General features: G+C 52.7%; 22 protein-coding genes. 6 read left to right on the top strand and 16 right to left on the bottom strand.

The annotated features are described in order from the left end of the window. Positions 1-831: 831 nt before the first annotated feature. The 7 genes from AC0L7R_RS04850 to AC0L7R_RS04820 form a co-directional block, all read right to left on the bottom strand. The gene (locus AC0L7R_RS04850) at positions 832-2,739 is read right to left on the bottom strand and encodes a TniQ family protein (RefSeq protein WP_473659195.1); all 1,908 of its coding nucleotides are present in this window, start codon (positions 2,737-2,739) and stop codon (positions 832-834) included. Further along, on the bottom strand, positions 2,729-3,730 hold the full coding sequence (locus AC0L7R_RS04845) for an AAA family ATPase (RefSeq protein WP_473659193.1): 1,002 nt from the start codon (positions 3,728-3,730) through the stop codon (positions 2,729-2,731). Before AC0L7R_RS04845 ends, AC0L7R_RS04850 begins: the two co-directional genes overlap by 11 nt. Next, on the bottom strand, positions 3,675-5,894 hold the full coding sequence (locus AC0L7R_RS04840; protein WP_473659192.1) for a Mu transposase C-terminal domain-containing protein: 2,220 nt from the start codon (positions 5,892-5,894) through the stop codon (positions 3,675-3,677). Before AC0L7R_RS04840 ends, AC0L7R_RS04845 begins: the two co-directional genes overlap by 56 nt. Then, positions 5,891-6,577 (bottom strand): PDDEXK family nuclease, encoded by a 687-nt coding sequence (locus AC0L7R_RS04835; protein WP_473659191.1) that lies wholly within the window; start codon positions 6,575-6,577, stop codon positions 5,891-5,893. The genes AC0L7R_RS04840 and AC0L7R_RS04835 overlap by 4 nt, the downstream gene beginning before the upstream one ends. 213 nt (positions 6,578-6,790) lie before the next feature. After that, positions 6,791-7,012, bottom strand: a complete 222-nt coding sequence (locus AC0L7R_RS04830) for a helix-turn-helix domain-containing protein (RefSeq protein ID WP_473659189.1) — start codon at positions 7,010-7,012, stop codon at positions 6,791-6,793. A 392-nt stretch (positions 7,013-7,404) separates the two neighbouring features. Further along, on the bottom strand, positions 7,405-8,748 hold the full coding sequence (locus tag AC0L7R_RS04825) for a potassium transporter TrkG (RefSeq protein WP_473659187.1): 1,344 nt from the start codon (positions 8,746-8,748) through the stop codon (positions 7,405-7,407). Between the two features lie 2 nt (positions 8,749-8,750). Then, positions 8,751-9,416 (bottom strand): potassium channel family protein, encoded by a 666-nt coding sequence (locus AC0L7R_RS04820; RefSeq protein WP_473660357.1) that lies wholly within the window; start codon positions 9,414-9,416, stop codon positions 8,751-8,753. Between the two features lie 343 nt (positions 9,417-9,759). Here AC0L7R_RS04820 and AC0L7R_RS04815 point away from each other — a divergent pair, with 343 nt between their 5' ends. The 3 genes from AC0L7R_RS04815 (at position 9,760) to AC0L7R_RS04805 (ending at position 13,831) form a co-directional block, all read left to right on the top strand. Further along, on the top strand, positions 9,760-9,936 hold the full coding sequence (locus tag AC0L7R_RS04815; RefSeq protein WP_473659185.1) for a hypothetical protein: 177 nt from the start codon (positions 9,760-9,762) through the stop codon (positions 9,934-9,936). Beyond that, on the top strand, positions 9,933-12,386 hold the full coding sequence (locus AC0L7R_RS04810; RefSeq protein ID WP_473659183.1) for an AAA family ATPase: 2,454 nt from the start codon (positions 9,933-9,935) through the stop codon (positions 12,384-12,386). The genes AC0L7R_RS04815 and AC0L7R_RS04810 overlap by 4 nt, the downstream gene beginning before the upstream one ends. A 1,097-nt stretch (positions 12,387-13,483) precedes the next feature. Continuing rightward, positions 13,484-13,831: a CPCC family cysteine-rich protein gene (locus tag AC0L7R_RS04805; RefSeq protein WP_473659181.1), complete on the top strand. Its 348-nt coding sequence runs from the start codon at positions 13,484-13,486 to the stop codon at positions 13,829-13,831. A 340-nt stretch (positions 13,832-14,171) separates the two neighbouring features. On the opposite strand, the gene AC0L7R_RS04800 is transcribed toward AC0L7R_RS04805, so the two are convergent. The 7 genes from AC0L7R_RS04800 to AC0L7R_RS04770 form a co-directional block, all read right to left on the bottom strand. Then, the gene (locus AC0L7R_RS04800; RefSeq protein ID WP_473659179.1) at positions 14,172-14,813 is read right to left on the bottom strand and encodes a hypothetical protein; all 642 of its coding nucleotides are present in this window, start codon (positions 14,811-14,813) and stop codon (positions 14,172-14,174) included. Beyond that, positions 14,810-15,505: a hypothetical protein gene (locus tag AC0L7R_RS04795; RefSeq protein WP_473659177.1), complete on the bottom strand. Its 696-nt coding sequence runs from the start codon at positions 15,503-15,505 to the stop codon at positions 14,810-14,812. The genes AC0L7R_RS04800 and AC0L7R_RS04795 overlap by 4 nt, the downstream gene beginning before the upstream one ends. Before the next feature lie 152 nt (positions 15,506-15,657). After that, positions 15,658-16,086, bottom strand: a complete 429-nt coding sequence (locus tag AC0L7R_RS04790) for a GFA family protein (protein WP_473659176.1) — start codon at positions 16,084-16,086, stop codon at positions 15,658-15,660. A gap of 262 nt (positions 16,087-16,348) precedes the next feature. Continuing rightward, positions 16,349-16,894 (bottom strand): hypothetical protein, encoded by a 546-nt coding sequence (locus tag AC0L7R_RS04785; RefSeq protein WP_473659174.1) that lies wholly within the window; start codon positions 16,892-16,894, stop codon positions 16,349-16,351. 672 nt (positions 16,895-17,566) lie between these two features. Beyond that, positions 17,567-18,334: an ATP-binding cassette domain-containing protein gene (locus AC0L7R_RS04780; protein WP_473659172.1), complete on the bottom strand. Its 768-nt coding sequence runs from the start codon at positions 18,332-18,334 to the stop codon at positions 17,567-17,569. After that, the gene (locus tag AC0L7R_RS04775; protein WP_247127287.1) at positions 18,331-19,401 is read right to left on the bottom strand and encodes an ABC transporter permease; all 1,071 of its coding nucleotides are present in this window, start codon (positions 19,399-19,401) and stop codon (positions 18,331-18,333) included. Before AC0L7R_RS04775 ends, AC0L7R_RS04780 begins: the two co-directional genes overlap by 4 nt. 122 nt (positions 19,402-19,523) lie before the next feature. Beyond that, positions 19,524-20,543: a substrate-binding domain-containing protein gene (locus AC0L7R_RS04770; RefSeq protein ID WP_473659171.1), complete on the bottom strand. Its 1,020-nt coding sequence runs from the start codon at positions 20,541-20,543 to the stop codon at positions 19,524-19,526. Between the two features lie 172 nt (positions 20,544-20,715). On the opposite strand from AC0L7R_RS04770, the gene AC0L7R_RS04765 reads away from it, so the two are divergent. After that, positions 20,716-21,912 (top strand): ROK family protein, encoded by a 1,197-nt coding sequence (locus AC0L7R_RS04765; RefSeq protein ID WP_473659169.1) that lies wholly within the window; start codon positions 20,716-20,718, stop codon positions 21,910-21,912. A 442-nt stretch (positions 21,913-22,354) separates the two neighbouring features. Here AC0L7R_RS04765 and AC0L7R_RS04760 read toward each other — a convergent pair whose 3' ends face one another. Beyond that, positions 22,355-23,011: an acyl-homoserine-lactone synthase gene (locus tag AC0L7R_RS04760; RefSeq protein WP_473659167.1), complete on the bottom strand. Its 657-nt coding sequence runs from the start codon at positions 23,009-23,011 to the stop codon at positions 22,355-22,357. Positions 23,012-23,265: 254 nt separating this feature from the next. Here AC0L7R_RS04760 and AC0L7R_RS04755 point away from each other — a divergent pair, with 254 nt between their 5' ends. Both AC0L7R_RS04755 and AC0L7R_RS04750 read left to right on the top strand, forming a co-directional pair. Next, positions 23,266-23,481: a hypothetical protein gene (locus AC0L7R_RS04755; RefSeq protein ID WP_473659165.1), complete on the top strand. Its 216-nt coding sequence runs from the start codon at positions 23,266-23,268 to the stop codon at positions 23,479-23,481. Between the two features lie 208 nt (positions 23,482-23,689). After that, positions 23,690-23,869: a hypothetical protein gene (locus AC0L7R_RS04750; RefSeq protein ID WP_473659164.1), complete on the top strand. Its 180-nt coding sequence runs from the start codon at positions 23,690-23,692 to the stop codon at positions 23,867-23,869. 240 nt (positions 23,870-24,109) lie between these two features. Here the strand turns inward: AC0L7R_RS04750 and AC0L7R_RS04745 are convergent, their stop codons facing one another. Next, positions 24,110-26,281, bottom strand: coding sequence for a calcium-binding protein (locus AC0L7R_RS04745; protein WP_473659162.1), 2,172 nt, complete (start codon positions 26,279-26,281; stop codon positions 24,110-24,112). Between the last annotated feature and the right edge of the window lie 182 nt (positions 26,282-26,463).

Raw genomic sequence — 26,463 nt, 5'->3', positions numbered from 1 at the left:
TCATTCACCAGCTGTTTCCCTTAACGTTCCCAGCTATTTAACAGTGCCTATCCTCAATAGTCCGATCGCAACCTCACTGTATCGTGCCGATTTGTGCAACTTATCTGTGCCTGTACTAAAGGACATCTCCTCACGGTTGATCGGCGCATGTATACGAGCGGTCGTACCGAGTTCGGTATTAGTCTGTCTTGAGTGAATGGTTTTCGGTTACCAGTTCTGTTGCCTTGTTTCTCGAAGTTATGAGTATCCCGTCATTGGGTTGTAAATCAGTGATATAAAAGTGGTCTGGTTCTTTCAGAAGGACCGACCACTTTTAAGTTAAAGCACACCTACAGAAGAATATGGTTGCTTAGCTCCAAGTTCTTTCAGATGCGTATTACCAGTTTAGGAGCAGGAAAAAGCGGCGCACATGGCGACCTGATCCTTCCATAGTATCTCATTCTTTTTCGAGACTGACTGGGCATATACCAAGAACGATAATGCAACTTAACCGATCATTTGATTAAGACAGCGCTGCAGGAAGTACAAAAGTTACCAGACGAACTGCAACCATCCCCATGGCGGACACCAGCACAAAGTCCTACCAAATAGTCATAGTCTGTTTTGTTGACAACTGGTACAGCGGACCCTATCCGGAGCGCAGTAGAAGGCAACTTTGAGTCTTCCAATTTCTTAGATGCCCGCGACAGCCGTAAGGTCCTCGCGGGTTTTCGTTTTTAGTAGCTGTGTGACGAGATCTCCGTCGTCGTAAAGTCGGACTACGACATGTTTTGCTGGAGATCGCAGAGTGCCATCATCTCGGATCCGGTTGCAATTGCGTAGTTTTCACAATCAAAGCCTTGCCTCCCGATGTTCTTGGGTCTGGCGATCAGTGTTCTGTCGCCTTTGGCGCCGATCAACCGGAGCCTTCAACCCAATCGCGGCCAACCGCGCACGTAATCCATGACGTTCATAGTACCAACTGATCTTCAGCGGCGTCTCGATGGGGCAAATGCCTTTGGCTTCGAGATGACACCCTAAAGGCCCGGCTGTGCGGCGGTACTCTTTGGCCAATTCGCCGAGCGTGACGTATTTCGCGCTGAATGCTGTGATGCTTTCAAACGTGATGACCGTGATGGGCTGACGCGACTTTGGGTTCATCGCGCGCTCCTCACTCAGCAGTCCGTGATCGACGAGATGTTTGATCGTGGGATATGTTACACGCAGCGCGCGTGCGGCATCCCCCTTGGGCAGTCCCGGCAGCTCAGGCACTGGCAGCAGTGACCGCAATTCCCCAATGCAAATACGGAAGCCTGACAGCCCATCTTTTGCGCTATCGTGCCCGATGGTCTGCAGGTGTCCGTCCAGAATGAACGAGACGATATCAGCGCTGGGACACCGGACGCGCTGCGATGCCTCCGTGATCGGGACAAGCTTTGCATGAGACGCACCTCGCACAGTCACGCGATGTGACAGCCGCGCGAGCAGCCGGTCGATGTCCGCTTGTTCGTACTTTGGAATGAGATCCAACGCGTCGATGATTGGCGTCAAAATTGATCGTTCCCTGAACTGCTGCAGAACCTCGGTGCTGACAGCTAAACGCGCGCTCGCTTGTTGCGCCGTCAGACGCCCCTCCATTTGCGCCGCAATACGGGCGACGTCTGTGACATCCAGGGCGGCATGAAGCCTTATGGATTTGTCCTCATCATCAAGCTGGGCCTGCCCGCCTGACAGAAGGACCCTGTTCATGCGATTGCGCTGCATGCCCAGTGTCTGCCAGGCAGTGTGTACCGTGTATTTCTCGCGGGATGTGCAAGCCTTCCCCAAAACAGTTTGACCTTCTTGGATCGGATAGCTGCGGAAAATGAAGTCGCGCACGATGTTTTTCAGGGGCTCAAACGCTTCCCCCAGCGCGGACGTCCTGAGCCATTCAAATAATGCTCCCAGATCGGATTTGTGGTGCACCGTGCGCAAAGCCTCTGGCGCCACCAGACTTTCCAAAGCCTTGCAAAGCCCCTCCTCGCCCGTCTGCAGTGCGTCAAAACCCGCCTGCCCCGCTTCTGCCAGTTCAGCCTCCGACGCACTCGAGATCAAACGTTTCGACCCGAACAACAGCACAAAGCCCAATACCTCAGACAATCGCGTGGCGATGTGCATCGGCATAGCGTCCAAAAACGGATTGCACGGCTTCCCCATCAGGCGGGACATCACATAGGCCTCAAGGTCAGTTGCAGACTGGTGTGCGCAATCGCTTGCTGCACCCGCAATGAGATCCCAATGCCTTTCGACTTGACCTGCAAAGTCATAGTTGTGGATCGTATAGCGCTCGTGCGGCAAAGTGATGATCGGGCAATGATGCTTATCGCAAGCCCGCATTGCTGCGAACTGCCAAAAGTGCCGACGGTATGCACCATGCCGCCAATCAGCGATCCGATCCGCAACAAGGCATTGCGGGCACACTCGCAGCCGCGTGCGAATGAGCGAGCTCTTAGTGCCCTCCTGCCCTGCCACCACAAACCGATGAGACGCAGTACTGCGAACAGCCCAATGTTTCAGATCAGCGGAACAGGCCCCGCCGATGCGCGCGACGCGTTCAAGGAGAACATCATCGCCCCGCACAACGTCTTGCCACCGGAAACCATGATCGAGACAAAAGTCGTGCGGCGTCTCCACGTGGAAAAACCGCGCTAGGCGCGACACATAAGACGTCGCTGTTTCGAACCGTTTGAGCGGGAAACTGATACGAGGTTCAAATGCCATAGGTGTCGCCCTCCCCATAAAGCTTGCTGCAATCAATCCGCTCGAAGTCCACCGCGATAAACGGGTTCATGCCGTCCATGCAGCCTGACTTGTCCGCATAGGCTGATTGGAACTGCGCAGGCCCAACCGCGGTCTTCCCCTGCCTCAGTGCCTGTTCAATTGCCAAGATGATGAACTTGATCAGAAGGCCAAATTCACCGCAGGCCGCGTGGACCAAGCGCGCCACAAATTCAGCCGAAAGACTATCAGGGCACACGTCTAAACCGGCCTTGCCCACATAAAAGCGAAGGGTTCCGATAATGGCATCAATGTCCTGCAGTGCGTTCAGCGCTTTCAACTCGATCGGATACAATCGCCGCGTCAATTGCGCGTCTTGATTGATCATGTCCTTCAGCAGCGGCGTGCCCGACAAGATGAGACCAACAGGCCATCCGGGGTTCTGCAACAAGGATTTCAGGGTGCTGATCACCGATTGGATTTCACGCGGGGTTTGTTTTTCGCAAAGATGCTGCGCCTCATCAAAGTGCACAAAGAGCGTTTGGCGATCTCGCAGATTATCGCGCACCATGTCCCAGATAATATGGGCCGGGCGGTCCCGCTCAAGTTTGTATCCAAGGGACCTCAAACAGGTGATACCAACCGACTTCTCGGTGGCAGGAGATGGCACCAAACAACTCAGCGCCTCGCAGATGTTACCATCATCGCCGCCATCATCTCCTTCTCGGAACGACCGCAGCAATTCTTGCACCGCCATCGATTTGCCGGCCCCAGGGGGGCCGGTGACAACGATACCTTCGACTTCGGGTGCGATCCCCGCCGCCAGCTGCGCGCGCCGCAAGGACACAAGGTCAAAGAACTTCTTCTCCAGGGGCGCGTAGGCAGGGTGCTCGGCAAAGATCATACCGAGCCTGACAATTTGGTCAGCAATGCGATCATCAGTCATGGCGGAACCCAAATCCGCCTGAGCGACCCTTCTGGGGCTCGTTTTCATCGTCGCTTGGCTTGGTTTCTTGCGGATTATTGTCCGATTGCGGCTCCCGCTCCGATCCCGGATCAGGCGCGTCGACGGGCAAATCTGTTTGATCATCGTGACCCTGATCCACACTGTCAGACCCTGATGGATCAATCACATCGCCCAACAGCCCAAGCCCTTCGGGCGCATCTTTGACCGGCGGCACATGCTTGGAAGGCTTGATCGAGAGCGACATGAACAACTCACGCTCTGCACGCTCCAACTCTTCCGTCGTCAATGTCATTGGTTTCAGGCGCCGCAGCGCCATCGCATCGGCGTTGATTGCGCGAATGGCTTTGCGCGCACGCCGCACGACATCTTCAGATAGCTGCGCCTCCTTCTTATGTTTGAGACGTAAATTGCGGCAAATCTCGGTCCACTCGACAAGCGAAAGCCCCCAGACACTGTCTGATACCGCGTGAGCTGGATACCATTCCCCATCCAAATACACGGTAATAAAGGTCAGGTCGTGCGGGTCGACGCGGATCTCCACTTTGGATCGGGCGCCGTCGGAATAGGCCTGCTCGATCTCGGGGGACAGGTAGTGAATGCCATGCGCTAGCACACCGTGGCGATCAATCTTGCGCTGCAATGCAATCCCGAACACGGAACACAGTGTTGTCGCATCTGGCGTCGCTGTCACGCCTTGCTCCTTGGCAAGCCGCTTCCATGCATTGGCAGGTGTTTCATCATCCAATCCCGCATGTGGCACGTTATGATAGATATCGACGACAAACCGTGTGAACAGCCGAACGAGATCATCGTCTGTCACAGCAGCCAAGTCTTCACCCGGGTAGTCCCCGCGTTCCTTAGAGTTCGAAAAACTGCGCCCTGTGAGTTCTACCATCAACTGTGATGCGAAGGTCCCAAAAATGCGCTCGACATGCCCGCGAAGTTTGGGGACGCCTGCAGCCGGAGCCGACTGCGTAAAACGCAAGTCCGCGACTGCAACACGGTACTCATCGGCGATGAACGCGGGCCCCATGTCCGTAGAAACGGTGCCGCAACCACCAAAAAATCCCCAACCAGACTCACACCCTGCTGCCTGCGCAAGCGGAGTCTTATCCATTGTGATCAAAGAAAGCGTGCTGATCGCGTCAGCCGGCGTCGGCCTCTGCGCAAGCCGCATACCAACGACGCACCGTGTCGCCACATCAATCGCGAGACACAGCCATCTGCGGCCAACTTTGTAGGTCGCTTTTTGTTGCTCACTCAGGCCATCAAGGCATCCCGCTTCATCCAGCAGCGAATAGACATCGATCTTCCATTCATCCATTTCCACCCATTGCAAAGGATGAAAGATCTTCAAGCCCTCTTGATAGATGCTCATGTCACGCACAGCGGCACTTTTGCCGTAACGCCCGACTTTACACTGGAACTTTTTGAGTTGAGACGCGCGGCGCTTGATGTCCGAGGCCGATGGAATGACGAGATCAGGCAGGCCGTCGGTTGCGCGTTCCGCATTCAGCTCCTTGAAGTGATCTTGGGTATCGCGGACGATCTTTGCGGGTGTCGGCTTGCCCAGCGATAGAAACTCCCACAGGCACGCGTTGAGGACCTTCATGACCTCCGTGCCAAATCGCCTAACGTAGGTCGTCTCGCAGCGCTGCTTGTTCATCAGCGATAACGGACATCCGCCCGCGCGTTCATAGCGACGTAGCCAATTCAATAATGTTTTCGCACATGGCGCTTTGCGGATGGTTGCTTTCCTACCAGCTTGCCCTGATGACCCCAGGTACTGCGCATCAACGCAAATGGCATTCACCCGTTGGCGCAGCACCGGCATGAACTGGGTAATCGATGTCTCAGTCCGATTGATTTCCTTGGCATGTACCGAAGCTGAAGTAACCTGAACCCAAACCTCGCGCCACAAAGCGTCTGAGCGCGCTTTCGGCTTTGCTGTCGCAAGGTACTTTTGACTAGTATGCAGACGCGACACTGCGCGATGCTTGGAAAAGAATCCCCGTCGCAGTCGCGTCGTCGGATCCTTTAGGAGAGCCGTGACCTCGTCATGGCTAAAGGACAGCGTGATGTCCGCGTTATCGACCTGCTGCAGGACAATCCCATCTTTGGACTGTAACGTGATCATATAGAGCACAGCCGCCAACTCAAACGCGTCACTCGGATCAAAGCGTACTCTCATGACGCCACCTCCGCGGTGATCATCGTCTGCGGGGTGATATCGCCTACGTTCAAGACCTTGGCTTGTCCGGTGAACAGAGCGCGAAACGCAGCTCGAAAGCCTCGCCCATCAAGTCCTGACTTCTGCACCAGATCAGCAATCGTCGTAGGTGTATCGAGATCAGCCAACAAAGACGCAATTGCCGCGTCGGCCTCGACATCTGGATACCTACGAAACTCGTGCAACCGTTGCGCGTTTCTGGCCTCTGCAGGTGTGAACGAGCGATCTGTCACCAACACGACGTCATCGGCAAAGCTCAAAGGAGTTGCCGCCTTGATCAGCTCCAGCTCCTGCCGAAAGCCATGTTCTTCAACAATCGCTGCAGGCTTCACAGCAATGGCGAGCATTTTGCCGCATGCCAGTTTGACCACAAAGTCAAAGTAGGTGTGGCGCGTCGCGTCATGCGCATCAGTATATCTGATGGGCCCGCGCTGCTCCCAAAGGTCTATGGTGTCGCGCCGTGCGAGCAATAAAAGCAGCACGTGCATTTCTAGAATGCTCTCGAATATGACACGGCGATCAAACTGCCAGTTCGGCAACCTGCAGACAATTGCGCCACGACCACTGCGGCCACGTGGGTTGATCCGGCGATTGGAACGGCTCGCAAGAGCCCTGCGAAACGTACGGTTAGATGAATAATTCATGTTTGTGTTGGCCCTGACGACCGGCATAACTTCACCGATCGCCCAAGGGCGCTTCTCCATTTATTGAGACAAAGGAATTGAGCGCCCCAAAGGGCGTTCTGACTTGACATTGAACAGTCGAAAGGAGAAGCTTACGTATCAGATCCAAATGATACGAAGCGGCCTTGACTGGGAAACCGGCCTTGGCCGTTTCTCGTTTTTGGGGTTAAATCTTCATTTGGTTTCCTCCTCGTATCTATGAGGCCATAGGTTTGATGGAACATCGTTCAATCGAGCCGCTATTTCCGTTTCAATAGCAACATTTGACCTGTGACCCTGGCAAACCATGGTCACAAGACTTGGAACACAACCGACAGAATTTGCGATATCAGTGAAATTAACGCCAAGCGCGCGCAGCCTTCTGCGAATTGCGTCATGCCGTTCAAGATCAATCATTGCAGACAATCCCCCGATTACGTCTGCCTTACAATGTAGCGTGATTAATTCACGAAACACAATCGATTCGATTCCCTCAAGTAATTGATACAAAACGAAAAATGTTCACAAATTTCAAAAAGAGGAACAAATTCAAATTTGTGAACAAATGTCTCAAGGCTCCACAAATTGCACGACAACCATTAATGAGCGCTTGTCTCTGGGGAGCATGTCAATCTGAAAAGTGGAATTGATCACATAGTCAGACGCGGCCCAAACCTGCCGTTCATCGATCAGTCGAGATGCTGCATCCGCAGCCCGCATTGCGGACCTTCGCCGCGAGCGCAAAGACTCGGAGGTGGCGAACTGGCGGCAGTACGGGACGAAGCGGTCCTTCGACCTATGTCGCTTGGCTACCCAAGATATATTTGCCCTGCGGGGTACTTTACCCGCGGCGCGCTGCGGGTCGCGAGGAAAAAACCGATGGCCAGAGGGCCAACCCGACCGATGAACATCATCGCCATAATGATTGCCCTGCCGATACCATCAAGCTCTCCGGTCGTCCCGCGCGACAGACCCACTGTGCCGAATGCCGATGTGACCTCGAACGCGAGGTCGATGAATTCACCGTCGTGATTGATCAACGTGACAAAAATGCCCGTTAGTACCAGAAGCATTGAAATGGTCGTGAGAGCGAGGACTTTCATGACTTCGTCGACACCCAAAGATCGCCCAAAGGCGTGCAATGTTGTTTGACGCCTGAAGAAAGCGACAGTGGCGAGCAACAACACGCAGAGTGTCGTCACTTTGATCCCTCCTGCAGTCGAGGTGCTGCCACCGCCAACCAACATGAGAGTCATCGTCAACATGGTCGTGCTGTCATGCATTCCGCCGGTGTCGATCGTATTGAACCCGGCCGTGCGCGGCGTGACCCCCTGAAACCAACTTGCCCATAGTTTTTCGCCAGTGCTCAACGGGCCCAAGGTGTTGGGGTTCGTCCATTCAAGAAGCCCGAACATGATGCTCCCCCAGGCAATCAGAATGCCGGTTCCGAGCAGCATCAGTTTGGAATGCAGCGTAAGTTTGCGCCACTGGCGTTTCTGATAGATATCCCCCACGACAATGAACCCGAGGCCTCCCAGAATGAAGGTGACAGGGATCACAATGTTGACGATCGGGTGGCCTACCCATTGAGAGAGGCTGTCGGGATAAAGCGCAAAACCCGCGTTATTGAAGGCCGAAATAGAATGAAAAACCGCCTGCCATATGCCATGCCAGCCGAACTCAGGAACAAAGACCAGGGCAAGCAAGGCGGCCCCGATCACCTCGCAGACCAGGGCGATGATAAAGATGATGCGCGCAAGATAGGTCAGGTTTGACAGCGATGTCTGGTTCAGGTCTTCGCGCAGGATCAGGCGTTGTGGCATACCTACCGGAATGCCGAGCGCCCCGAGCAAGAGCACCGCAAAAGTCATCAAGCCTAACCCGCCGAGCTGAATGAGCGCGGCAATGACAGCCTGCCCAAAGCCCGTAAAAGCAGCACCCGTGTCAGCAAGCACAAGCCCTGTTACGGTCACGGCAGAGGTTGATGTAAACAGTGCTTCGCCCAGTCCGATTTCACCGTGATGTGAGATCGGCAGCCAGAGCAGCAGCGCACCCACGATGATGAAGGCGAGGTAAAAGAGCACCAGAACCGCGGGGGGGGGCATCCGCAGGGTCGCGAACCGCTTCACCAGTTTCGAGGGCCGAAATACCATGGTTAGAGGCTAGCTGCGAAGTTGCGCAGATCTTTTCGTTGGCCGAGCAATAGTAGAAGGTCGTGCCGCTCCAGTTGGCATCCTGTCGCATCTTGCCCTACGTAATCGGTTCCCCGCATGACCCCGATGCAACGCAGATTGAATTTATCGCCATGCGGCAGGTCTTTCAGGCTCTTGCCTTCAAGGCTTTCAGGGATACGAAAATTGACAACGTGGTAGCCGTTGCCCAGGCTGACATAGTCACGCACCAGCGGGTTATGCAAAACCTGCGCGATGTGTTGACCGACCTCAACTTCCGGATGAATGATCCTGTCGACACCAAGTTTGCTCAGAATTCGGTGATGCGTTTTGGTCGTGGCTTTGGCCCAAACAACCGGAACCCCGACAAGTTTGAGGTTGATCGCCGCAAGGATACTGGCCTCCAGATCGTCGCCCATGGCAACTACGGCCACATCACAATCACCAAAGCCCGCTTCCCGCAAAGCCGCATCATCGCGTGCATCCACAATCATGGCTTGAGAGAGTGTATCGGCAAGGGTTATGACGCGTGCTTCGGATATGTCGACCCCGACGACGTGATTGCCGAATCGCTGCAACTCCTTTGCGACGGTGCTGCCAAAATTGCCGAGCCCGACGACACCAAAAGTTCGGTTAGCAGTATTTTTCATGTCTGAACTCACGATCTTTGATCATAGATGGGGAACCTTGCCGCGGCGCAGCAATTTGTCAACATGGGCTCACACCTGCCGTTAGCCGCGTCGCCGCGATCCGGCCGAACGGTCTCGATTTAATCGACACGCACGGCCCAAACCTGCCGTTGCCCATGCAATTGTCTTACTGCAGTGCAGCTAGGCAAAGCGGCCATCCAGTTACGGTCGGCAAATCGCTTTTGCTACATGCAGGCCTGTCGCTGAAAGTGCATCGCTGACTAATAGAGATTCCGCGACATCGCAGCTTCCGGAAAGCTGGCGTTCAACCTATAGTTATGAAGAATGGAAGAAGGGTGGGACAATGGCATCACTTCAAGAAGCAGTTTTAAGTAAGTTTCTCGAGACCCTCGGGGACGATGTGTCCTTTGATCAATCCAAGACAGCGAAACTTGAAGCGCTCCTGAAGGCGGACGGGAAGGTCAAAGCAGACGATCTAACGGCGATCTTTGCCCTCCCAGAAGGTGGGGAGATCCTGTGATCAAAATCGTCTCTGCGCATATCGAAGAATTTCGCGGCATTCGGAAATTGGACATTGATCTTGCTAAGAAGTCTTTCGCTGTATCTGGCCCGAATGGTTCTGGAAAAAGCGGGGTCATCGATGCGATCGAATTTGCGCTTACAGGTCAGGTAGGCAGACTGGCTGGGACGGGAACCAAAGGGTTGTCGCTTGCAGATCATGGACCTCATGTAGATCACGTAAAGTTCCCAGATGCGGCTTTTGTAGAGCTAGAAGTGTTCTTTCCGACACTTGGAAAAAGCGCCAAGCTTACCCGTAAGGTTTCTGCGCCTAAAAAGCCAAAAATCGAGCCAAACGATCCGGATATTGTCGCGATGTTGGATGAGGTTGCTCAGCATCCCGAGATAACATTGGCAAGACGAGAAATTCTAAAGTTTATCCTCGTCGAACCGACGAAACGCTCCACCCAAATTCAAGAGATTCTGAAGGTCGATGAACTAGGCAAAACCCGTTCGGCACTGAATACTGCTGTAGGAAAACTCAATCGCGCTGCGACCGCTGCAAAAAAGGATGCGGAGGACAAGAAGAACACTTTGCTGCAGCACTTGGGGATTGTATCGTTGTCTAACGCTGAGATGTTGGCAGCAGTGAATGCAAAGCGTGAGCTGCTTGGTCTCGCAATCCACGATATCATAACGGCCGAGACAATAATTGATCAAGGGTTGGCAGAGCCGACCGATGAACAATCCCTTAACAAACCTGCAGCACTGATTGAATTAGACAAGCTCACTAAGATGATCACTGAGCTTGGTCAGGTAACATCGCCAGACGCAGAAGCCCTTGTTGTTAAAATCGAACAACTTGAAAATGACTCACTACTGCTTGTTTCGCTGCAGCAACGTGAGTTGGTGGAACGCGGATTAAAGTTGGTGGATGGCCCTGCATGTCCGATGTGCGACCATGAATGGCCAGATGAAGCTCACCTTCTCTCTCATCTGCACGAAAAGCAGCAGAAATCGAAAGCAGCTGGGGAGCTTAAGCAAAAACTCACAGATCATGCAGCGTTGCTTTCGACGGATGTGGGCAACCTGAAGGCACTATTGCTTGAAACACACCGCATCGCGAAAGTTGAGAACGCGACGGACATGCTGGCCAGCGTGGTGGCATGGGGCAAAGACTTGGCCTCTCTACAGGAACGGCTAAAGTCGTTTTCGACGGTATTGGAGCTCAAGGATCGCCTGACATTCGGATGGCCAGCCATTCCGGAAGATTTCGAAACTAAGCTGATGGCTTTTGTAGACGTAGTCCGTGCGAAGCCCGACCAGTCAGCAACCTTGGCTGCGCAGAGTTTTCTAATCAATGCGGAACAAAGGTTTAAAGATTACAAAGCGGCCCGCGAGATTGAGAAAGGGGCCCAAAAGGCCCATGATGCTGGGAAAATCGCTTATGACGCTTGGTGTGCTGCAATGGAGTCGGAACTCGACGCTCTCTATGAGGCTGTCGAAGATGATTTCAGCAACTTCTATCGTGTCTTGAATGATGGTGACGAGCAAAAATTCGTCGCCCGTTTCAAGGCCGCAGAAGGACGTCTTGACTTCGACGTGAACTTTTATGAGCGGGGCCTCTTTCCCCCCGGAGCTTTCCATAGCGAAGGTCATCAAGATGGGATGGGGGTATGTCTCTACCTTGCGCTAATGAAGCGTCTCCTCGGCAATAACTTTACCGTCGCGCTGCTCGATGATGTTGTGATGTCGGTCGATGCAGACCATCGATATCAGTTCTGCAAGCTGTTGATGACGGAGTTCCCAAACACGCAGTTTGTGATTGCGACGCATGACAAAGTTTGGGCGGAGCAGATGCGCTCAGCAAAGTTGGTGACGCGAGAGACGTCTATGGTATTTGACAGTTGGTCGGTCGATACTGGGCCGTTGGTCGAGGCGAACCCTGAAATTTGGGCGGAAATTGATGCTGCTTTGTCCAAGGGTAAGGTCGGAGTTGCAGCTCCGATTTTGCGTCGTCACATGGAATTTGTGTCGCGCCTGCTTGCGGATCAACTAGGAGCGCAGACGGTCTTCAGAGCTGATAACAGCTATGATCTCGGAGGGCTGTTACCGAGTGCTATGTCTAGGCTATCAAACCTACTGGGAAATGCCGTCGACTCTGCGCAGTCTTGGGGAAATGATGACCAAAAGACCAAAGCACATGCTCGCAAACAACGGCTCAAGCAAGCCAATACCAAAAAGGGCGAAGAAGATTGGACGGTCAACAAAGCGGTGCATTTCAATGAATGGGCCAACTTCAGTCCGAACGACTTCAAACCCATAGTCCAAGCGTTCAAGGATCTTTTAGCCTGCGCGCAATGCGATGACTGCGGATCATGGTTGTACATCACGCCCAAAAACACTTCTCCAGAGGGGCTACGGTGTTCTTGCAACCTTGTGAGCTTCAACCTCAGGAAAAAACCAAAGTAACCACACAGGCTTCTAAAGATTGATTGGCTAAAACACAGAAAACAATGTCTGCTTTGAGGAGGCTATCTCGAGTCTTTTGCCATTGCAGCGAAGGTCCGGTTCCCGCCAATGCTGCGTTTGGCTGCAATTGCAGCATGGCCCCCGCCCCATCCTTTGGATGTGTCACCGCGCCCTAGCTTCCAGCTGCAAGGAGCAGCTTTCACCCAGAACAGCGCAACCCATCGCCACCTGATACAATAGTCGGGCAACGTCTCCTTCAGAGCCGGTGCCTTTCCTTTGTCTCATGCTGTCTATGGGCCGCGCCGATCTGCCCTACGGGTGACGGTCGCTGGGGCAACGGATCTGCGATCCTGCGCTTTCTATGGCTGTTGGGGGTTCGGGCAAGCCGAACGCCGCTGCACAGCGTCAGGGTGAGGGCGCGGCCCTCCCCCTCGGGCAAGCCCATTAGACAGCACCGTGTCCTCGGCTAGCGCCTGCGGGCCGCACCACTGCCGTCGAATAGACCTGCCTCGCCCCCTCCCGCGTTCGCCACGTGGCAAGGTTTCAGAGCAAGCGCACTACGTGCGTTGTCTTGAAAACCTGCAACGATTGAAAGACGCGAGAAACAAGCCATGGCAATCAAATTGAAAAGAAAGGTCCGCAATGCACGCCGAAAAAGGCAACTTACCGCGCAAAAAGGCAAGTTATCTCGGTTTTCGACAAGTGTTGTGGGGCGACACATAGTTTTACTTTTTTCATAAAGCTAAGCCGTTGATTTTGAATCAATCCGATTTTGGCCAACGCATTACTCTTACCTTTTACGACTCATAGTTTTACCATTTTTGAGAAAGCGGTCGTTGGCGCAGCAAGCATCGAAGGTCTTCTCCGAGCCCAATGTGGGCAATGCTGCCTCTTGCGCCGATGGCTGCAACACAGGGTTTGTCGCTGTTCATGCACCTCGCAGCATGAGGGACTGTGGGCCCCTTCGAGACCTTCGCCGCAGACATCAGGAATGGCAGGTTCGGGGACCACCGCTGTTCGCGGCATCGTGCATGAACTGTTACAATGCGGAGTTTTGGGCCGTTGAACTTTTGAATCGTTGTGGGCATTGATTGTGGATGGATCAACGTTTTTTATCTTGCCCATGTTGCAATTTTCCGACTCTTTCAGAACGCGGAGTCTACGAGATTTGTACCGTCTGTTGGTGGGAAGACGATGGGCAAAACAAGGACTCGGCTGACCATGTCTGGGACGGACCTAATGGCCCATACTCATTGGCGAAGGCGTGCGCTAACTTTCAAAAACACGGACACATGTATGATGTAGGTGAGGGTATCGAAGTGGTGGAAAACCCTAGCCAGGAACGAGTCAATCTTCTCAGCTATGTTGTCTCGGTCGACAACGGGAATGACCTCGACCCAGAGACTCTTTTGAACCTCATGAACCTAGAGAGACAGGCGCGATAATTTGGTAGATCGGGTTCGCCGCCGCCGTTAGCCGCACCAACACGATACGACCGAACGAGCGTGATCTGACCTACGGGCACCGCCCGTTGCTGCCATTCACCGTACTGTGCCACTGCAATGGTGCGGCCGGTCATTCCGAACTTTCGCTGCTACTGCAAAATATCAACGCAAATGAACTCACGATCTGCGGACAAAGCGCCATTTCGCTCCGATTGCGCGAATGTCGGCTAACTGTCACTAGTTGTCCTTAAATCTTCTTGCGAGCCGTCCGCCGGGAAGGTCCACGGTATCATTTTATCGAGAGGCCCTCGATTTTTGCAAGTTTCGGCGCAAGAGCGGATTATCCAAGCTTGTTCAGGAAAAACTCCTTGCCATAGCCGGCGTTGACCAAGGCGTTGGCAAGGTCAGACTTCATGAAAATACTAAAGTAGATCCGTGGGTCGGCCCAATAGGCAGGACAGTCTGTGGGGAGGTCCAAAACCTTTAGATTCGCAAGATCATCCGGTTCTAAAGGCATCTTGAAATTGGGCGGATTTGAATACCGGACCTTGCGCAAATTCGGCGAGTCCAGATCAATTGTGCGCTGCCGTGATCGTGACACCAGCGCGAACACTTTGACATCGATTTTGGTCGTGTTGTCCTGTTCGTACAGATCAAACGGAACAAGCGTCGCATCGCCAAGATCAAAACCGGAAAATATCTCGGCAACGTCTTGTCGCAAAAATATGAAACCGCTGGTAAACACTGCGGGCACTTTTCCGGAATATGGTTTGGCATTGCCATCATCCCACACAAGGCGTTTCGGATATTCATCATCCGAAAACGGCTCGCCGTTTCTGATCCGTTTAAAGATATCGCTAAGTTCAGTTGCCCCATCGGGGAACATCTGGCCCGGCTTTGCATCTGCACGACGCCAGAAACCGAACGCTGATTGCGCCTCGGTTCGGGCTTCGATATCGCTTGCCCAAATAGTGCTACTCATGCCCGCAAACATCTTTCTGTCCAATCCGGGACATGTTGGCATTGATTGATTTCGAAATCTTGGTCGACCCCAGCCGCAATCAGCGCTTGTGCGACGCGGTCGCTGACGAACTGGACGTTCGTGATCATTGGATCAAACCACATATCAGGCCCGTCTACCGCAGACGGATGCACGTACACATCGCGCCCTGTCAGGTTCAAAGGCAGCTTGTAAAGCGACCCAGGCGTGTCGGGATAAACCGGTTTGCAACGCGGTGTGTTTTCGCGGTCGACAGTGTCGCGGTTGTTCCAATAGCCGAGCATGGAAAAGGATACGTCGAACGGGGTCGCCAGATCGGATTGCAGGATCGGAGTATCAAACAGGCCACCGTCGCCCAGATCAAATTCGCCAAGCGCGTTGGCAACATCACCGGACACATAAAGCTGCCCAAGGTGGCGGAACGTTTTGAGAGGCGCGAGCAAATCTAACAGCCAGTTATTATCTGCATCAGCGGTCGGGTCTAGAAACACCAATGCGTCCGGACGGTCGCCAGATGTTAGTGGTTCGCCCTTCATGGTGTGCCCAAAAGCAAGGTTGATTTCGCGTTGCGCCATTTTGCGCAATTCGCCGCCATCCAATACAAACGGGGAAAGGGGAACGCCAGGCAATTGCGTGTTTAATAAAGGTGAAATAGTCCAGATTGGGGCGTCCATGGCCGAAATCCTTTGGGAAAAATGATGACCTCGCCGTAATAGCGAATTTCTATGTGTTGGGCGATATTCCTTATGCTCTTGATTAACAGTGGTCGCAGTGCCGGATAGAGTTCACCCACGCCAATATCTGTGCCAGCAGGCCGCTTGAGGTGCTAAATGGGAAATTTCTCGTGGGTCTCGAGACGCTCAAGTTCGGAAGCCCATGAAGGCAATTCGGCAACAAATATTCTGAGGCGTTCGACAATGTCGGGAGACCCACTCAGTGTTCCGGCAGGTACGATCATACTTGATCTATCGCTGCTTGCCCAAGGAACGCCGGATCCGCAATCCCGACAGAACGATTTGGAGATGTCGCGTCCTGGCAGTTGGTAGAATTTAATTTTTTCCTTGCCACTCACCCATTTGAACCCATCAGCCCGAACGAATAAATTCGATGCAAAAGCTGATCCGGTAATTTGACGGCACTGGCTGCAGCTACAAAAATACAGTTTATCGAAGCAGCAGGACACTTCAAAGGATATCGCTCCGCAAAGGCAGTTACCCTCAACCTTATTGATCGCTTCGACATTTTGATTGGGCATCGACTGTGACTTTCACTGTTTGAGCCTTGTGGACCATAGATGGTCACCTTCGATGACGAGTACAGAGGTTACAAGACTCTTTGCGAACTGCATGAGCAAACTCCTTTTGCTTGTGTAGCGGTCATTGCCGGCCGAAATGCTGCCAGTCTTCATGCCGTACCGCCACTGATCCCCCTTTTTGTCCATTTTGCAGGCGCCGCAAATTGCTCTAAGTTGGCTTCGCATTTGACACGCTTTGCCTAAAGCCTTGCTTTGGGCTACTTCAACTGCCGGGCCTACATGCTTCATGCAGGTAAAGTGTGAGGTTCAACGCCCAGCCTTCCGCACCCTTGGTCATTTCTCCGATCGCGCGATTTTCGCTTTGATCGGAAGGGTCCCACAGGCACAGCTCCAGCAATACACCTGCCGTCGAGCTAGATTGACCAAAGGTTTGTGTTTCAATGATTTGCAGCCGAGCTGGATGCTCCAAACCCCAATCCTCGAACGCGGCCAGCGCAGCAGATGGGTTACTGATTGCCCCCCCAACTCCACACGATAGGCGGCCCAAAGGAAGCGACATTCTAACGTCAGTCGTTTCACTGCGCCAAAACACACCGGGCATGCTCTCAATTAGTTCTTTTGTGATGACTTGCGACATTCCATCAACCTGCGGGACCATACCAAGATCGCGCGGCGATATCCCCCGTGCTAGCGCCGAAGGGCACATGTCTACAAATGCTTCTGCAATGGTGGAAACATCCGCGCTCGCAGCCTGTGCCAAAACTGCCAATGACACTAAAGCTACCGAGGTTTTTCGATAGAAACTCACGACTGATTGCCTCCGCGATACTGCTTTGCGTCACTAACCTCCGGTCAACGACGCCATGCCATTTTGAGATAAGTTCATTGAACGTGCAAAATTGTTTCAACTTACATGTGAACGGGAAAAACGTTTGGAAGCAACCTTTGGCTAAACCCCATAAAAAGTCTAATTTCGGCCGCGTATCCAGCCAGAAAGTAGACGTCTGCAAAGTGGACTTTCGCGTTCAATCTAGGAGCTCGAGCGCAATAATGGGGAGGATACCCCCCGAAGACCTTACGGCTGTCGCGGGCATCTAAGAAATTGGAAGACTCAAAGTTGCCTTTTACTGCGCACCGGATAGGGTCCGTCGTATCAGTTGCCAACAAAAACAGACCATGCCTATTCAGCGGGACCGTGCAATTTATGCATTGATTGCCAATACGATTTCTTAAGAAACGCTGGGTTATGCGTGAGTAGTGCGGGCAATTGCGAAGTGCTTGCACTGAAAGGCTACAGTTGTCGCCCTACGTCAGGCTGGCAGTCCTACTGTCGCTGCGTGCGGCTGATTTGACCCCGATCGGACCTTCACAGATATCTTCGTGAAGGTCCGCCGAGCAGACGTACTGAGCTTTCGCTACAGCTGCACCAATGACCGGTTTCGGAAATTGACGCTGTACCAATCGACGATAAACATAAAGTCTACGGAGCTTCTTTCGCCCCCGTCATAAACGCCACAGCATCTGACATCGTATAGTCCTTAGGATCAATCACACACAGTCGTTTGCCAAGTCGGTGGACGTGGATTCGGTCTGCGACCTCGAAGACATGGGGCATGTTGTGGCTGATCAGAATGATCGGAATCCCGCGTGACCGCACATCAAGGATCAGCTCCAGCACCTTGCGCGATTCTTTGACCCCCAGGGCCGCTGTCGGTTCGTCAAGGATAATGACTTTCGAGCCAAACGCAGCCGCGCGGGCTACAGCGACACCTTGGCGCTGACCACCCGAAAGCGTTTCCACCGCTTGGTTGATGTTCTGGATGGTCATCAGCCCAAGCTCGGACAGCTTATCGCGGGCAAATTCTTCCATCTTCTTCTTATCCAGTTGGTGCAGAACCTTACCCATGAATCCTGACTTGCGAATTTCGCGGCCCATGAACATGTTGTCGGCAATCGACAAGGCGGGCGACATGGCAAGGGTCTGGTAGACCGTTTCAATGCCTGCATGACGTGCGTCTATGGGGGATTTGAAGTTGACCTTCTGACCCTCCAGATAGACCTCACCGGCATCGGGGACCACGGCCCCAGACAGGGCCTTGATCAGCGATGACTTGCCTGCGCCGTTGTCGCCGATCACGGCCATGATCTCGCCGGGATACAGCTCGAAGTCGCAGTGATCGAGGGCGGTGACCTTGCCGTAGCGTTTCACAAGGTTTTTGCCGGACAGGATGGGATGTTGCTGTGTCATGACGATACCTTTCTGATCCACTGGTCAAGCGCCACAGCGCCAATGATTAACATGCCGATCAACAGGAAGGTCCATTGCGGATCAGCCCCTGCCATACGCAGGCCCATTTCGAACACGCCCACGATGAGGGCACCGAAGAATGCGCCGAAAATCGATCCGCGACCGCCGAACAGAGAGATGCCGCCAATCACCACCGCCGTGATCGACTGGATGTTCCCAATCACTCCGGTTGATGCCGATGGCGACACAGAACTGAACCGCCCGATCATAACCCATGCGGCCACCGCGCAGATCAGACCAGCCATGATATAAACCGACATCAGGGTCTTGTGGACGTTCACTCCGGCCAGTTGCGCGGCTTCTGGGTCATCGCCCACGGCATAGACATGTCGCCCCCATGCCGTCGCTCGCAACGCATAGGCAAGGGCGATGAAGATCAGGATCATCAAGATCACACCAAAGGTAAAATTCGCCCCGCCGATCTGGATCTTGTTGCCCAAGAACAAAAGCGCAGGCGCATCGGCGCGCAGATCACTGCTGCGCAGGGTTTCGTTGCGGGAAAACAGATAGGTGGACGCCAGAACAATCTGCCACATGCCCAAGGTCACGATGAACGGAGGGATTTTGACGCGGCTCACAAGGAACCCGCTGATCGCGCCGATAGCGCCCCCAAAGGCGAGCCCGATCATCAGGCTCAGCTCTGCCGGAAGCCCATAGCGGAATGTAAATTGCCCCATGATCACCGTACACAGAACCGCAATCGCACCGACAGACAGATCAATTCCCGCCGTCAGAATAACAAGGGTCTGCGCGGCAGCAAGAACTCCGACAATTTGCACCTGTTGCAGGATCAAGGTCAGCGTGCCGGCGGAAAAGAACCGCTGGCCAAGGATCATTCCGAACAGCGCAATCGCTGTGACCAGAATGATCAGGGGAACAAGGGCCGGATTGACATGAAGCGCGTGCTGGACCTTGCCGATCAATCCTCTTTGTTCGTCGTCGAACTGTGCGAATTGCGTTTCGGTTTTGTCCTTAACCACGTCTTCGTAGCTTTGACTATCGGTCATCTGCGTCCCCCCAATGTCGTGTTTTATGAACGGCCGTTGATGGGCCAAGTTGGAAACGGGCAGCGGCGTGCCGCCCGTCTCGTTGGTTCTTTCAGGATGTTATCACACCTGGGCCACAGGGCTTAGCCCCAGCAGCGATCCGTGCCTTCAGCGACGTCGATAGAGTCGACACCATCGGCAGGCTGACCGGTGACAAGGGACACGCCCGTATCTAGAAAATTCTTACCCGCAGTGTTTTCTGGCAGTTTGCCATCAGCCGCGTACTGGACAATCGCTTCGATACCCAAAGACGCCATCAACAGAGGATACTGCTGGCTCGTCGCACCGATCACGCCGTCAGCCACGTTCTGAATGCCCGGGCAACCGCCGTCCACAGACACGATCAACACGTCGTTTTCACGACCGATGGCAGCCAGAGCTTCATATGCACCCGCAGCGGCAGGCTCGTTGATGGTGTAGACCACGTTGATCTCAGGATCGACGGCAAGGCAGTTTTCCATCGCTGTCCGACCGCCTTCTTCGTTGCCGGCGGTCACTTCGTTACAGATGATACGCTCGTCTGTTTCGTCGCCCCACTTGTTCACATCAACTGTGTCGATGCCAAAACCTGTCAGGAAACCTTGGTCGCGCAGAACACCAACGGTTGGCTGGCTGATCGCAAGGTCAAGCATGGCGATTTTCGCGTTTGCCGCGTCATCACCCAGTGTTGCTGCAGCCCACTGGCCGATCAACTCACCGGCAAGGAAGTTGTCGGTTGCAAACGTCGCGTCAGCTGCATCAATAGGGTCCAGCGGTGTGTCCAGCGCGATGACGAGAAGGCCAGCTTCGCGAGCCTGTTCAATCGATGGCACGATAGCCGCGGTGTCGGATGCAGTGATCAGGATCCCGGATGCGCCATTAGCGATGCAGGTTTCAATCGCAGCAACCTGTGCTTCGTTGTCACCATCAACCTGACCCGCGTAGGAGTTCAGTGTGATGCCAGCCGCTTCAGCAGCTGCGGTCGCCCCTTCGCGCATCTTGACGAAGAACGGGTTGGTGTCGGTTTTGGTGATCAGGCATGCAGAAGTGGCGTGGCCGTCAGCCATCGCGGAACCAGCGGATGTAATGGCGGCAAGAGCGGTGCCGATAAGCAACTTTTTCATGATGTCCTCCCAGACGGTTGATTGGTCAGGGCCTCCACCCCAACGAATGTGCGACCGGCACTCACCCATCGCTTGGCCTTAGGAAACGCGATTCTCAGACACCTGTCAATTAGTTAGTTAACTTTTCTTATTAATCTATTTACCTGCATTGTATGGCTGTTATGGTGGTGTAATGGAAGACGGGCTTATCAGATCAATCAGCACGGGCTTAAGCCAAAAGGGCGTTCGGGATCATAACGAACGGCTTTTGCTGTCGCTTCTGCAACGCAATGGTCCGATGCCAGGCAGCGACCTTTCACGATTGGCCGAGCTTTCCCCGCCCACTGTTTCAAGCATCCTTCGACGCCTTAAGGGAGAGGGGATTTTGGAAACGGGAGATCCGGTTAGGGGCAAGGTTGGGAAGCCTTCTATTCCAATGAAATTAGCGTCAGATGGCGCATTTTCATTCGGCCTCAAGATCGGGCGAAGGTCCACAGATCTGGTGCTCCTCGATTTGAATGGCAACCTGCGCGAAGAGCGGCAATTGACCTACCCTGTCCCGGTTCCTGATGACATCTTCGAATTTCTGGAAGTTAGCGTTCGCGACATCATGGATGATATGGAAACAGCGCACGCCGAGCGGATTTGTGGCCTTGGGATCGCGGCCCCGTTTGAGTTATGGAACTGGCCAGACCGGTCCTTAGACATGTCTGCGGCCTTGTCGCCGTGGGAAGGCATCGATCTGAAAGAGGAGGCCCAATCACGTGTCAGCTTGCCCGTATTGCTTTTAAACGACGCCACTGCTGCGTGTCAGGCCGAGCACACCTACGGTCGCGGCAAAGAGTTTCGGGACTATGCATATTTCTTCATTGGAGCGTTCATCGGTGGCGGAGTTGTGCTGAACAATTCGGTCTTTGAGGGACGTCAGGGAAACGCAGGCGCGCTGGGATCACTTCGAAGTATTGGCCCCAACGGAGAAAGCATGCAGTTGGTCGATATGGCCTCGATCCATCAGTTGGAACTGCGCCTTCGTGAGGTGGATTTGAACCCCCAGCAACTCTGGTCGGACCCAGACAGCTGGCATACCCTTTCACGCTATGTTGACCCTTGGTTGGGTCAAACAGCACAAGAACTTGCCAAGGCCGCGCTGTCGACCTGCTCGGTCATAGATTTTGAAGCGATCCTAATTGACGGAGCATTTCCGACCAGTGTGCGCGAGGATCTCGTGAGCCGAGTTCGCCGCTACGTCGTAACACAAGATACACGTGGACTGATCCAACCTAGGATCGAAAGCGGCAGCATTGGCGGCAAGGCCCGCGCGATCGGTGCCGCAACGCGGCCGATTGGTGCGCAATTTATGATGCAAGCGAGTGTAGGGATGACGGTTTGATCGGCGCGTTTCAACAAAGCAGCCGTCCATACTCTTTGCAGCATCGGTGATATTGGGCTCGAAAGAGACTTTCGCTGCAATTGCACATCGAAAATTAGATCGTTGCTCTGCACGTCTAGGGAGATCATGGCGGCTGTGGTACAGTATGCTTGCGCATTTGGGCCCTTCAGAAATCATATTGGCAACCAATGCTTAAAATACAGAAACCGGCTGAGCACGCGTGTTGACAACTGATCCATCGTACCCTAGCCGGAACGTAGTAGAAGGCAGTTTTAAGTCTTCCAATTTCTTAGATGCCCGCGACAGCCGTAAGGCCCTCGCGGGTTTTCGTTTTTATCTTCCGCACAATCCCGTTCGATCTCAAAGATTGAAGGAAAAGCCTCTGCTGATCTGGGGCTGTGCAAAGGCTTAAATGTTTCCTGTTTCCAGGCAAGCAGCACGCTTATGAGTTCTCGAAAGCCTTAACTTTCCACGGAACTTCGGTATTTGCGATCACGAGTTCGAGTTCAAGAGTGTCTACTTCCGACGCTTTCTTGAGTGCTTCAAATCTTTCGGAATCGAAAGACCATAGCCCAGCAGTGACTGTGCCTGACGCATAGTCGAATGATCCAATGACTTCAGGAGACACGCCGAGCATTCGGTACAAACGGAACATTTTTTCATCAAAAACTGCTACGAGATGACGGAGGCCGGCCTCCTGCATTAACCTTGCGGTTACCGTCAATAAGGCAAGCCCGGCTTTTACACTCTTATCAGGTGACAAGCAAAACCGTGTACATTCCCAGATTTCTGGAGATCTGATCGCTTTCCCGTTGGTTGCTTCAGGAAAATGATCAAGAATCATCGTTCGTCCGGTGGTCGGAAGTAGCCTCAACGATCCTAAATGTGAATCGTTATCATCGGCCACCATCACATAGAGAGGATTTTCTTTCTCATAAGCGTCCCGTTCATAACCAAATGAATCGACATCGACCGGCCACCCTAATCGTTCCCGGAATTGAATCCTTCTGTCTTCAAACATTCCCTCCGACAGATTCGGCGTTAACCATAAATCCGTACCTCTAGCGATATGGAGCTTTCTCTCAACTTCTTGGTCCAATGGTCTAAATCCTTTGCTGCTTGGAGCTAAAACCATGGCGCGAATATGGTTAACAATGTCCAAATCGACCGCAACGGTAGTCTAACGAATTGTTAACAAAAGTGTGCTGGACGCTCGCAGCAATCATCGTCTCCAACCCTAAAATCAAAGACTGACGAGATGTCATCGATGTTTGGAAGGCCTCTGTCGTTAATCAATTCTTAATCAATTAAGCAAAGGTTAAAGCTGTCTTCGAAAAACGTGGTGGTGAAAAGATGAAGTCTGCTGATCAAACAGAAGCGCTCCGGGCTTTTCACGAAGCTATCGAAGCAAACAAGAATGGTTTCCCAGCGACGTCAGAAGCATTTTTGAGGTTAGCGCTTGGTGCTCTCGAAGATAGCGGGGCGAAAATTCAGCGTTTCGCCCGTGAACGAACTATCTCGCCTTTGACCCTCCCTCCAACGTTTGGGATTAACGGCCTGAAGAAATGACGATCAAGCGCCGCTTCGAAGCAACGTAGGTCCTGTCGAACCAAAAGTGTTATCAGGTCACTTTGTTAAGGCACTTCGCAAATATTGATCTATGGACTGTCTCGATTAGCTCACCTGTATGTCTCTCGATATACTACGGAACAGATCGCTATTAACTCAAAATTTACCATCGCAGCTTAAGAGGCGCTCAAATCTTAAGGATTTTTAGATGTATTCAGATTATGAACGAAGAATTAAGTCCGGTATGGTGATCGGCTCAAAGGAAGAGCTGGAAGCACTAATTGACCAGTGGCTTACAATCCGAGCAGTGCTCGCAGCAGTCGCTCTAACAAGTCAGGAAGATGATTGTGGCGACGCCAACTACTATCACTCCAATTTTGTAAACTAATTTCGAACCCTCTAAAAGGAGCGCCCCCCGAATGCGGGGAGGCGCCCTTTTTCTCTTTTTCGTCGTGGTGACCCTGCTACAGGGAACACAGTATTTTAGGTCTTTTGAGTTGATAAGTTTAGTGACTGCTCGGGCATCAACCTTGCAGGCTAGGGTTAACAAAAGATTTAACTAACCGCCTAACATTGTTGATATTTTAGGAACTAATGTCCGAAGGTGAGGCTCCCTTACTTTACTCTGTCAGAAAACTAGATCCGCATCTGTGGTAAGATTGAGGTCAACTGAAGTTAGTTGACCTGCACCTAGCAATGTTAAGGAATGGTCGCCCTCGAAATTAAAGACTAAGTCTTCACCTTCATGCGAAATCAGGCGACCAAGATCATTCGTATCACCATCAAGCAATCCTGCCGAGAGCTTTAGTTGGTCGATGCGATAGTCAAAATCTTCAACGGTATCGTCACCCTTCGTAAAGATGAACGTATCGGCTCCGCCCCCTCCAACGAGGTAATCATCACCATCACCTCCATGCAGGACATCACTGCCATCATATCCATGTAACACGTCATCACCTGCGCCCCCGAATAAGAAATCGGACCTATCGGTGCTGTCGAGTTCTAGTCCATCGCTAAAATAGTTGGTCCGGCCACCTCCGCCACTTAAGGCGTCGTCACCAGCTCTGCCGAAAATCACATCTGAGAATTCAGTCCCCAGAATACTATTGCCCCTGTCGTTTCCACGAATTTCATTGGGGCTCGTCAGTCCGTGGATGGAGGTTTCGACCTTGTTCATCAGGTTTTGTTCGTATTTCGACAGTGTCGCATTTTTGGGTGCCACAATTTGAACGATCTCATAGTCCTGATCAAATCTGACCGACAATTCTCCATCTTGGATCGTATAGGTTTCATCCACGATCTCGGAGTGACCTGTGCTTGACGCGTCGAGTATCTTTAAGTGTTGGACGTCGAGATCAATATCCAACGACACCCCGGCTAGTCTTAGATCCAAGTTCAGCCTATCATTGTTGAGCTCTCCGGCGGACGCGTAGAACGTAAATTGATCTTCACCTTCAAATGCAAAAAAGTGCTGATCCGTCAGCAAATCCGTAGTAAACGAGCTCTCGACGTCCAAGTACTCGCTTTCAGTTATGTTTTCAGCAAGCATGGTAAGTAAATTTAGTGATGGAGATACTATGTCAGAGCGGAAGTCCGACACTACCGTGGGCAACATGTCTTGTGGTTCGTAATTATAGGATGCAACAAGGCCCCACAGAGCGGCTCGATCTACACCGGTTTCAGCAAAGTTCTTAAACATCCCCAACACGTTCGTTGCTCCAGCTAGGGTGTAGGCAACGTTATCCGAATTACTTGCGTCAGTTGTCCAAGCGGAGACGTAGTATTCCGGTCTCTCATGGTCTGCGGTTGAGGCCGCGATGGAATCTTGCCAGAATTTGGCTATCTCTTCCCTTTGATGAAAGATTGCTTCTTCATCTTCGAGCATCTCGATATCAACTGCGAGGTGATGGTGCCTGACATAGTCTATGCTTGAGAGGGTGTCGTCCAGAATATGCGCCATCGCTTGGTCGACCAGCAACACTCTCTCATCTAACTCGGCATGATGCTGATCAGATGCTTCAAAACCCGCCATGCTCTCCAGTGCCGGTTCACCTTCATCTAGCAAGGCGTCAAAGTATCCATCTTCAAGCAATTTCCGGTGAGTATTCGACCCGTTGCCCATCTGAATGCCAATCTCATAACTGATCCCAGCTCCAGCGAGTTCAGTCTCAATTGTGTCGATCATCTCTTTAGCAATGATAGCGTAACCGAACGGGTCCGAATATGGCTCATTTCCAATATCGAAGAGCAACGTCTTTGGTAAAATCCCATCGTTGAAATAGCCACCTTTCAACCGGGCTGTGAAGGTTTCAACATCAGAACGAGCAGTCGCAATGGCATGATCAAGAGTTGCCGGATCAGTCAGGTCTCGGTCCAAAAAATAGCGCTGAACTGGGATGATTAGGTTAAACTCGGTGTCGCGTTCAACGCTAAATGCGAGTGCCTCGCTAAACGTCACAACACCAGTGCGTTCATTCGGATTTCCCTCCTCAAACAATGCAAGGGGACTGATCAATTCGGGATGGGTAAGATCGAAGCCTACATTTGACCGATCTCCGCTCAACGCTTCATGGGTAACGCGTTGATTGTTGAGGACCAAGGTGCCGTTGATGACCTTGGAGTGTTCCGCAATTGTGCCCCCGGGGAACCGAAAAAAATCTAGACCATACTTGTCTACCTGTTCGACGTGCAGTTCAGCGCCGTACTTGTTAACCATTACGCTGCCGAAGTGCTTATCGGTGATTGTCCCAGATTTCTCAGTTTGGTGTGATACTGAAATATCCAGCCGCGAATTAAGCATCAATCTTCTCCGTGTTACATCAGAAGAAGTGCTTCAATGGCAAGGCAGCGTTGTGCCGCAAATAGGGCAGAAACTTGGGGCTTCTGACCAATTCTATGAAAGTTTGCGTCAGGGGTTTCCGGGCAATTTCGGCTATTTTTCAGCGCATTTAGCCGAAGTTTATACATTCCCGATATAGAACC

Source organism: Yoonia sp. D2-7, assembly GCF_055809435.1.
The sequence above is the reverse complement of the archived record's forward strand: the minus strand, read 5'-3'. Positions and strand labels throughout refer to the sequence as shown.

Excerpts from the sequence above, each read along its gene's own strand:
- AC0L7R_RS04765 (WP_473659169.1), top strand. The coding sequence starts at position 20,716 with ATGGAAGACGGGCTTATCAGATCAATCAGCACGGGCTTAAGCCAAAAG.
- AC0L7R_RS04750 (WP_473659164.1), top strand. The coding sequence starts at position 23,690 with ATGTATTCAGATTATGAACGAAGAATTAAGTCCGGTATGGTGATCGGC.
- AC0L7R_RS04850 (WP_473659195.1), bottom strand. The coding sequence starts at position 2,739 with ATGGCATTTGAACCTCGTATCAGTTTCCCGCTCAAACGGTTCGAAACA.
- AC0L7R_RS04800 (WP_473659179.1), bottom strand. The coding sequence starts at position 14,813 with ATGAGTAGCACTATTTGGGCAAGCGATATCGAAGCCCGAACCGAGGCG.
- AC0L7R_RS04835 (WP_473659191.1), bottom strand. The coding sequence starts at position 6,577 with ATGAATTATTCATCTAACCGTACGTTTCGCAGGGCTCTTGCGAGCCGT.
- AC0L7R_RS04840 (WP_473659192.1), bottom strand. The coding sequence starts at position 5,894 with ATGAGAGTACGCTTTGATCCGAGTGACGCGTTTGAGTTGGCGGCTGTG.
- AC0L7R_RS04770 (WP_473659171.1), bottom strand. The coding sequence starts at position 20,543 with ATGAAAAAGTTGCTTATCGGCACCGCTCTTGCCGCCATTACATCCGCT.
- AC0L7R_RS04745 (WP_473659162.1), bottom strand. The coding sequence starts at position 26,281 with ATGCTTAATTCGCGGCTGGATATTTCAGTATCACACCAAACTGAGAAA.
- AC0L7R_RS04830 (WP_473659189.1), bottom strand. The coding sequence starts at position 7,012 with ATGATTGATCTTGAACGGCATGACGCAATTCGCAGAAGGCTGCGCGCG.
- AC0L7R_RS04805 (WP_473659181.1), top strand. The coding sequence starts at position 13,484 with ATGGATCAACGTTTTTTATCTTGCCCATGTTGCAATTTTCCGACTCTT.
- AC0L7R_RS04795 (WP_473659177.1), bottom strand. The coding sequence starts at position 15,505 with ATGGACGCCCCAATCTGGACTATTTCACCTTTATTAAACACGCAATTG.
- AC0L7R_RS04780 (WP_473659172.1), bottom strand. The coding sequence starts at position 18,334 with ATGACACAGCAACATCCCATCCTGTCCGGCAAAAACCTTGTGAAACGC.
- AC0L7R_RS04815 (WP_473659185.1), top strand. The coding sequence starts at position 9,760 with ATGGCATCACTTCAAGAAGCAGTTTTAAGTAAGTTTCTCGAGACCCTC.
- AC0L7R_RS04820 (WP_473660357.1), bottom strand. The coding sequence starts at position 9,416 with ATGAAAAATACTGCTAACCGAACTTTTGGTGTCGTCGGGCTCGGCAAT.
- AC0L7R_RS04775 (WP_247127287.1), bottom strand. The coding sequence starts at position 19,401 with ATGACCGATAGTCAAAGCTACGAAGACGTGGTTAAGGACAAAACCGAA.
- AC0L7R_RS04790 (WP_473659176.1), bottom strand. The coding sequence starts at position 16,086 with ATGCCCAATCAAAATGTCGAAGCGATCAATAAGGTTGAGGGTAACTGC.
- AC0L7R_RS04755 (WP_473659165.1), top strand. The coding sequence starts at position 23,266 with ATGAAGTCTGCTGATCAAACAGAAGCGCTCCGGGCTTTTCACGAAGCT.
- AC0L7R_RS04845 (WP_473659193.1), bottom strand. The coding sequence starts at position 3,730 with ATGAAAACGAGCCCCAGAAGGGTCGCTCAGGCGGATTTGGGTTCCGCC.
- AC0L7R_RS04825 (WP_473659187.1), bottom strand. The coding sequence starts at position 8,748 with ATGGTATTTCGGCCCTCGAAACTGGTGAAGCGGTTCGCGACCCTGCGG.